This window comes from Synergistaceae bacterium, from assembly GCA_031272035.1.
Taxonomy (GTDB): domain Bacteria; phylum Synergistota; class Synergistia; order Synergistales; family Aminobacteriaceae; genus JAISSA01.
Genome location: JAISUO010000056.1, coordinates 22,220 through 29,399 on the forward strand (window position 1 = coordinate 22,220; position 7,180 = coordinate 29,399).

Sequence of the window (7,180 nt, forward strand, 5' to 3'; positions counted from 1 at the left end):
GAACGGAACGAAAAACGAAACAGAGGACAAGATGGAGGCATAATTTTTCTATGATTTATGAAGCGCCGACGCGCATGGAAATCAGCCTGGACAATGCCGCTCATAACTGGCATGAAATTGAAAAACTCGTTGGCGACCGGACGATTTATCCGGTCATCAAGAAGGATGCCTATGGACATGGGGCGGTTCGGCTGTCTCGGCTCTATCAAAGCATGGGCTGTAAAAATTTTGCCGTGGCCCGTTTGGAAGAGGCCATCGCGCTGAGAGAGGCGGGAATGGAGGAGTCCATTCTCGTCCTGGGGCAGGTTTCTCCGGATTCTGTCGACGTGGCGCTGCACTATGACGTCACCTGCACATGTGCGGAAATGGCTTACGCGGAGGCGTTGAGCCGTGTGGCCGCCGCGCGCGGAACAAGGGGGAAAATCCACGTCAAAATCGACACTGGCATGGGGCGTCTGGGGTTCAAACCGCAGGAATTTGAAAGTTATGCCGATAAACTTTTTTCCCTTCCCGGTATTGATGTGGAGGGGATTTATACGCACTTCGCGCTTGCCGACGAAGAAGAATCGGATTACACTGATGTCCAGTTCGGGCGTTTTCAGCGGACGCTGGCTTTTTTGGAGCGCCGCGGTCTGACGGTTCGTGTGCGGCATGTCTGCAACAGCGCGGGTATTCTCAGGCATCCCGATAAATATCTGGACGCCGTGCGCCCGGGGATTCTGCTTTATGGCGTCAGCCCTCTGCCCGTGCTGCCCGAAGGGGTTGAGCTGAAACCGATATTTTCCTTCAAAACCGTCGTGGAGTCCATCCATGACACCGAAGCGGGAAGCGGAATCAGTTACGGGCTGCGCTACATCGCGAAAAGAAAGGAACGTACAGCCGTCATTCCCGTGGGGTACGGCGACGGGTGGACGCGAACGCTGTCGCTGAAAACGGAAGTTCTGATTCGGGGGAAACGCTGTCCCGTTCTGGGGACGATCTGTATGGATCACATGATGGTGGACGTTACCGATCTCGATCATACAGAGCTGGGAGACGAGGTCGTTCTTGTGGGAACGCAGGGAGAGGAGAGCATCACGATCGAAGAAATCGCGTCTCTGCGCGGGACCATTCCCTATGAGATTCCTCTGGCCCTGACGGAAAGTGTCCGACGCGTCTATGTTTGACATTTTAAATTTAAGGCTGGTATAATACACTACTCTCTGGAGAAAGATGGGGTGGAGATGTCGGATAAAGTCGTTGCGCAGAATCGAAAAGCCCGGCATGATTACTTCATTCTGGATACCATGGAGTGCGGTATCGTTCTGACGGGGACGGAAATCAAGAGCGTGCGGGCAGGAAACCTCAATTTAAAGGACTCCTACGCTTCCATCGAGAAGGGGGAGTTGTGGCTGCAGGGAATGCATATTTCTCCTTACGAAAAAGGCAGCTACTACAACCACGATCCGGAGCGCGACCGCAAATTGCTGGTCAGCAAACACGAGTTGATCCGTCTCAACGGTCGGGTGCGGGAAAAGGGGTTGACGCTGGTCCCTCTCTCCATCTACATTAAAGAAGGGCGAAGGGCGAAGGTCGAGCTGGCCGTCGCCAAGGGTAAAACCTCTTATGACAAGCGGGATGCCATTGCCGAGCGGGATGCGAAACGGGATATGGCGCGGGCGGTGCGTCACAGAGGCCGCGATGATGATTGAAGCAACTTAAAATGAACAGGGGGCGACAGGTTTCGACAGCGTGTTGGAGGGTCTGGGGGAGCAGGTCGAGTTACGCCCGTAATCCTCGCTAAAAATTCGGGCAAGACGATAAACGTCGACAATAATTACGCTTTAGCGGCTTAAGCCCGCTACGTCGAAGGAAGAGCTGGTCTACCGGTTCTCCGGAGGCGTCAATTCAGGTAGATGCTCTGCTCGTTGTCCGACCCTGCGCGAGTGGAAAAGATCAGGGGTCTTGGAACGCGGAAGGTTGTTCTCTGCCGTGTCGCGGACGACAATTAAACGAGAACTAAGCCTGTAGCGCCGTCATGGCTGGCCCACGTTGGACGGGAGTTCGATTCTCCCCGCCTCCACCAATGAAAACATCGACTTAACAATGGGTTAGGTGGAGTTAGAGTTATAAGAAGGCATTCTCACTGATTCGAGAATGCCTTTCTTTAAGGATGAGCATAATGAAGCAATGAAAAAACTAAAAATTTACATCGACACGTCGGTCATCAGCCACCTGCAACACGAAGACGTGCCGGAGAGAACGAGAGAAACGCTGTTGTTTTGGGAAGAATTGAAAACAGGGAAGTATGAGGTATTTATTTCTGATGTAACGCTTCAGGAAATAGAGAACTGTCATCAGCCAAAGCGGACGGACCTGCTTAACTATCTGGAGGATATTGAGTATGAAGTCTTACCCGAAAATGACAATGTTTGGGCTCTGGCTGAAGCGTATATTGAAAACGGCATTTTGACGCAGAAACGAATCAGCGATTGTATGCACATAGCTTATGCCACGATAAATAAGTGTGATGTGATTGTATCATGGAATTTTAAACATATGTTGCGTCTAAGGACAATCCAGGGAGTCAGAGCGGTAAACGCACGACACGGGTATGTTGAACCAATAGACATAATACAGCCAACAATGATAGGGAGTGAGGAAGATGAAGCCTGAAATCAGTCCGAACTTTACTTTGGATGATATTGATAAAATCCGAGAATATGCAGGAGAGCGATACATGTCTTTGCCTGAAGAAGAATTTCGGGTGGAAATACGCGCAAGCTCCTCACGTATGCAGGAAGAATTAAAAGAGATACGCGCAAAGCGTCTTGCGGAGGCAAAAGAAAAACAGGGGAAAATTGCTTGAACTGAAAAATTGTGTTGTGGAATTTCAAGTACATGGTTCGCCTGAAAACAATTCAGGGCGTAAGAGTTGTCAACTGGCTTCAGACCTTTGACTTCAAATTGGTATAAGCGCACAAATACCCTCTTCCGCAGAAAATGATATCTGAGGGAAAATATCAGTGGGGGAGGCTCAGGGAGGATTGCCCTGTTGAACGGAAGCTCGATTCTCCCTGAGCCAATCTGAATTTTCCCTCGGATTTTGCGGGACGCTGTTACGAAAACGCCGGGGCTTTGAGTGAATTTTTTTCGTTTTCCTCTTTTCCGTCTATTGTGTCACTCTTTCCGCGCCGCGCCTGGATTGGACGGTGAGAGAGGAGAGCAGAAGCCGCAAATATTTTTCCCCGTCTTCCTCGTATTGTTCCAGAACGCCCACGGCTTCCACCCAGTCGTTCGGCTTCGGGTACTCTTTATCCCAGTGAACTTCGAATCCGGCGAGCCCGTCAAATCCGCAGCAGCCGGGGCCGTACCGTATGACGCCGCAATATTCATCACCGGCCTCAGGCGTTCCGTCCACGAAGAAAATCCCCTGGAGTTTTATCGTTTTGCCGAGATAATCTTCCGCGTTGAGGTAGATGTCGTTGGTCTGAGCTATGAACATCTTCTCTTTTATTTCCACGACGCCGCTGTTTTTTTCCTCAGCAGGAGCGTCGTCCGGACGGGACGCCATCGTCAGCAACAGAAAAAGAACGCAAAAAACAGGTAATATCCGTATTTTCTTCATGACCGAATTCCTCCCTTACGCGCTGTGACGCAGAGTTTCATACCAATTTGCTTTCAATCAAGCGTTAATGAAGAAGCTAATGTTTGAATATCATTGCTTTTAGCTATTCTAACTTCAGGTCTTTTACTTCAAATTTGGTTTCAATAGGCGCGCCGCACAGAACAACAGAAACGCCCCGATGTTCACGATGACCACGCTTGCCCCCGTGGGCGTCGCTTTAACGTAGGAAACGACCACTCCGGTGAGAAAACAGATAACGGAAACAAACGCGGAACAAATTGTCACGCTCTTAAATGTTTTAAAGAGGCGCATGGACGTAAGCGCGGGAAAGATAATCAGGCTCGAAATCAGCAGAGCGCCCATCATACGCATTCCGACCGCAATGGTAATCGCCGCCAGAAACGCCAGCAGCATATTGTACAGCCCTGTTTTCACGCCGATGGAGGCGGCGAAATCCTCGTCGAACGTGACCGCGAAAATTTTGTTGTAGAACAGGATAAACAGCGTCAGCACCACAACAGCGAGTGCGACGGAAAGCCTCACGTCGTTTTTGCTCATGGCCAGAATGCTCCCGAACAGGTAATTGCAAACGTCCGTGTTCATTCCCGTCGTCATGGATATGGTCATAACGCCGATGGCGAGGGAACTTGTGGAAATCAGCGCGACGGCGGCGTCTCCCTTGATTTTGCCGTTTTCTCCGACGCGCAGGAGCAGGAAGGCCGCCAAAACGACGACGGGCACGGACAGGGCCAGCGGAGCGGCGTTGATGGCCGTCGCAACGGCCAGCGCCCCGAAACCCACGTGGGAGAGACCGTCGCCGATCATTGAATAGCGTTTCAAAACCAGGCTCACTCCCAGAAGAGCCGCGCAGAGGGAAACGAGCAGGCCGACCACCACCGCTCTGACGAGGAAGGCGTAAGAAAACATCTCCATCAGGGTGTCAATCATTTTCGTTCACCTCTGACGAAGCGCCCTCCAATATCGGAGGACAGATAATCTTCCGTTTCGCCGAAAAAAATCTGAGCGTTTTTCAGTTGCAGGATGTGCGTGGCGTATTTAACCGCGCTCGCGATGTCGTGAGAAACCATGACGATGGCGATGCCTGTTTCCCTGTTGAGGGTCTCCGTCAGCCTGTAAAGCTCCTGCGTGGCGACGGGGTCCAGTCCGGCGGCGGGTTCGTCGAGGATCAGAATTTTTTTGGCCGCGCATAAGGCGCGGGCGAGCAAAACACGCTGCCGCTGACCGCCTGAGAGTTCCCGATAACATCGCCGGCGCAGGTCATGAACGCCGAAGCGCTCCATATTTTCCAGTGCGGCGGTTCTGTCCGCTTTCGAGTAAAAGGGAAAAATTCCCCGCGAGGCGAGCCGGCCCGAAAGGACGACTTCATACGCGCTGGCGGGGAAATCTTTTTGCACCGACGCCTGCTGAGGCAGGCAGCCGACCTCGCCGGGCCCGAGTCCATCACCCGCTGTGACGCTTCCCGAATGGGGAGGCAGCAATCGCAGCAACCCTTTGATCAGAGTGCTTTTTCCGGAGCCGTTTTCTCCGACGATACAAAGATAATCGCCGCGGCGAACCTCGAAATTCAGTTCACTGACGACGACATTTCCGTCATAAGCGAAAGAAGCGTCCCGACAGGTGATAAGAGCCATATTTCACCTCAGCGCTTCCTTCAGCGCCGCCACGTTGGCCGTCATCAAACCGAGATAATTTTTCCCCGCCTCGAAATCCGCTTTCGAGATGTTGTGGCAGGCGTGGAGCAGCGAAACTTTTGCGCCGGTGGCCTCAGCGATAACGTTCGCCATCTTTTCGTTGGAAAGCTCGATATGAAACACAACGGGGATTTTTTCGGCGTTGATTCTGTCGATGAGAAATTTCACCGTCGCGGCGCTGGCCTCGGTTTCGGTGGAGCAGCCAGGGAAAGCGGCGAAGTATTTCAGGCCGTAGGCGTCGGCGAAATAGCGAAAGGGAAAACGGTCGCCGAACACGATGGTCCTGCGCCTGGCGCCGTCAACCACAGCCTGGAACTGACCGTCCAGCTCGTCCAGCCGGTCCAGATACGAAGCGGCGTTTTTCCTGTAGGCGTCGGCATTTACGGGGTCAGTTTCGGATAACGCCTCCGCGATCCGCTGAACGATCAATTTCGCGTTGCGCGGCGAAGTCCAGACGTGTTCGTCGTATTCATGCTCTTCTTCATGTTCCTCATCATGCTCCTCATCGTCCTGCATACCCTCGACGATTTCTTCCTCGACGACTTCCACGCAGTCGATGAACTTCAGAATTTTCATCCCGCTCGTGTCCATCGAGTCCAAAACCTTTCTCACCCACTCGTCGGATTCGCCCCCGTTATAGAGGAAGATGTCGCAGTTTTGGATTTTGACGATGTCCCGCGGCGTCGGTTCGTAGGAATGGCTCTCCGCGCCAGGCGGCAGCAGCATCGTCACGTCGGCCGTCCTGCCGGCGAGCTCCCTTGCGAAGTCGTAGGGCGGGAAAATTGTGACCACGACGCTGAGTTTCGCGCTTCCATTTTTGCCAGTTTTTTCGGCTTTTCCGGCGGCCTCGGCCTGAACACCGGTAAGGGTGGAGGACAGGGCAAACGCCGCCGTCAGCGCGAAAGCGGCAATATGTTTTATCATTTTCGTTATTTTCATCATAGTAAAAACCTCCGTCTCTTTTCGACAGGCAAATAAAATACAGACAACAACAATCACTCGCAGGCTTTTCGAGCGAAAGCGGCGTCATCGACGAAGGCTGTGTCAGTTGTTCAGTCGAATTTTCAGAGAGACGAGGGAGAAGAAGCCCCGGTAAAGGGGGCTCGATTTGAAACGGGGAGTGACCGCAAATTTATTGACGAGGGCAAAGGCAGCCCCGCCCGCGGCAGCGAGGGAAAACGCCGTCATCGCGTTTACCGCGAGCTCCATGCGGGCGCAGGTCGAGCAGCATCCTTTGGGACCGTCGTGGTCGTGGAGGTGATTTGCGTTAAACAGCAGGAACCCGGCGGAAAGCGACGGAACAAAGATGAGCAGAGCAAACAGCGCCCATGCCGACAGCCGCAAAACCGGCGATTTCAAACGCCTCTCAACCGAAACTCCGCCCTTCGATGAAGAACCCACAGGCATAGCCAGGCATCCCTCCTTCCATCAAACAATAAAGCCTTCCGTAAAACAATAAAACAATGGAAATTATAACCCAAAGCTGCCTGCGAACGCACTGCCAGCCGAAGAAAAATCCGGAACACCTTAAATTCAATTTGATTTTACATTTATAAGATTGAACAATTTTTACTATTGACAGATAAAAAAGAGAGTGCTAAAAATACAAACTAAAGATATACGTATTTTTTTATAATAGTAGGTAAACTGTCACCTTCAGCGGGGAGATGATAGAGGCCGAAAGAGAGAAGAAGCAGCGAGGTCATTTTGTGAAAAGTGTTTTGAAGATGTAACGGAAATTCAGGATCGGTTCCTGTAAATAGGGATATTTACGGAACGTAAAAAGGGGAACGGTATGGACATCAGTGTCCCACAACACAGGGAGGTAGTTCATAATGGCTATGGTTGTCAACCACAATAT

General features: G+C 51.9%; 9 protein-coding genes and 1 other RNA gene. 5 read left to right on the forward strand and 5 right to left on the reverse strand.

Annotated features, from left to right (window positions below):
• Window positions 1-50 precede the first annotated feature (50 nt).
• From alr to LBR61_07045, 5 genes are all read left to right on the forward strand, one after another.
• On the forward strand, window positions 51-1,166 hold the full coding sequence (gene alr, locus LBR61_07025) for an alanine racemase (protein ID MDR1731835.1): 1,116 nt from the start codon (window positions 51-53) through the stop codon (window positions 1,164-1,166).
• A gap of 57 nt (window positions 1,167-1,223) precedes the next feature.
• Window positions 1,224-1,691, forward strand: a complete 468-nt coding sequence (gene smpB, locus LBR61_07030; GenBank protein MDR1731836.1) for an SsrA-binding protein SmpB — start codon at window positions 1,224-1,226, stop codon at window positions 1,689-1,691.
• Between the two features lie 18 nt (window positions 1,692-1,709).
• Window positions 1,710-2,065: a transfer-messenger RNA gene (gene ssrA / locus LBR61_07035) on the forward strand.
• A 104-nt stretch (window positions 2,066-2,169) separates the two neighbouring features.
• Complete coding sequence (locus LBR61_07040) at window positions 2,170-2,655, forward strand: type II toxin-antitoxin system VapC family toxin (protein MDR1731837.1); 486 nt, start codon at window positions 2,170-2,172, stop codon at window positions 2,653-2,655.
• Entirely contained in the window at window positions 2,645-2,848 is a 204-nt protein-coding gene (locus LBR61_07045; protein MDR1731838.1) for a hypothetical protein, read from the forward strand. The genes LBR61_07040 and LBR61_07045 overlap by 11 nt, the downstream gene beginning before the upstream one ends.
• Before the next feature lie 303 nt (window positions 2,849-3,151).
• Here the strand turns inward: LBR61_07045 and LBR61_07050 are convergent, their stop codons facing one another.
• The 5 genes from LBR61_07050 to LBR61_07070 form a co-directional block, all read right to left on the reverse strand.
• A complete protein-coding gene (locus tag LBR61_07050; GenBank protein ID MDR1731839.1) occupies window positions 3,152-3,607 on the reverse strand; it encodes a hypothetical protein in 456 nt (151 codons plus the stop codon).
• A 123-nt stretch (window positions 3,608-3,730) separates the two neighbouring features.
• Window positions 3,731-4,555, reverse strand: a complete 825-nt coding sequence (locus LBR61_07055) for a metal ABC transporter permease (protein ID MDR1731840.1) — start codon at window positions 4,553-4,555, stop codon at window positions 3,731-3,733.
• Window positions 4,552-5,259, reverse strand: a complete 708-nt coding sequence (locus LBR61_07060; protein MDR1731841.1) for a metal ABC transporter ATP-binding protein — start codon at window positions 5,257-5,259, stop codon at window positions 4,552-4,554. The genes LBR61_07055 and LBR61_07060 overlap by 4 nt, the downstream gene beginning before the upstream one ends.
• A 3-nt stretch (window positions 5,260-5,262) precedes the next feature.
• On the reverse strand, window positions 5,263-6,261 hold the full coding sequence (locus LBR61_07065; protein MDR1731842.1) for a metal ABC transporter substrate-binding protein: 999 nt from the start codon (window positions 6,259-6,261) through the stop codon (window positions 5,263-5,265).
• Window positions 6,262-6,363: 102 nt separating this feature from the next.
• Window positions 6,364-6,726, reverse strand: coding sequence for a hypothetical protein (locus tag LBR61_07070; protein MDR1731843.1), 363 nt, complete (start codon window positions 6,724-6,726; stop codon window positions 6,364-6,366).
• Window positions 6,727-7,180: the final 454 nt, after the last annotated feature.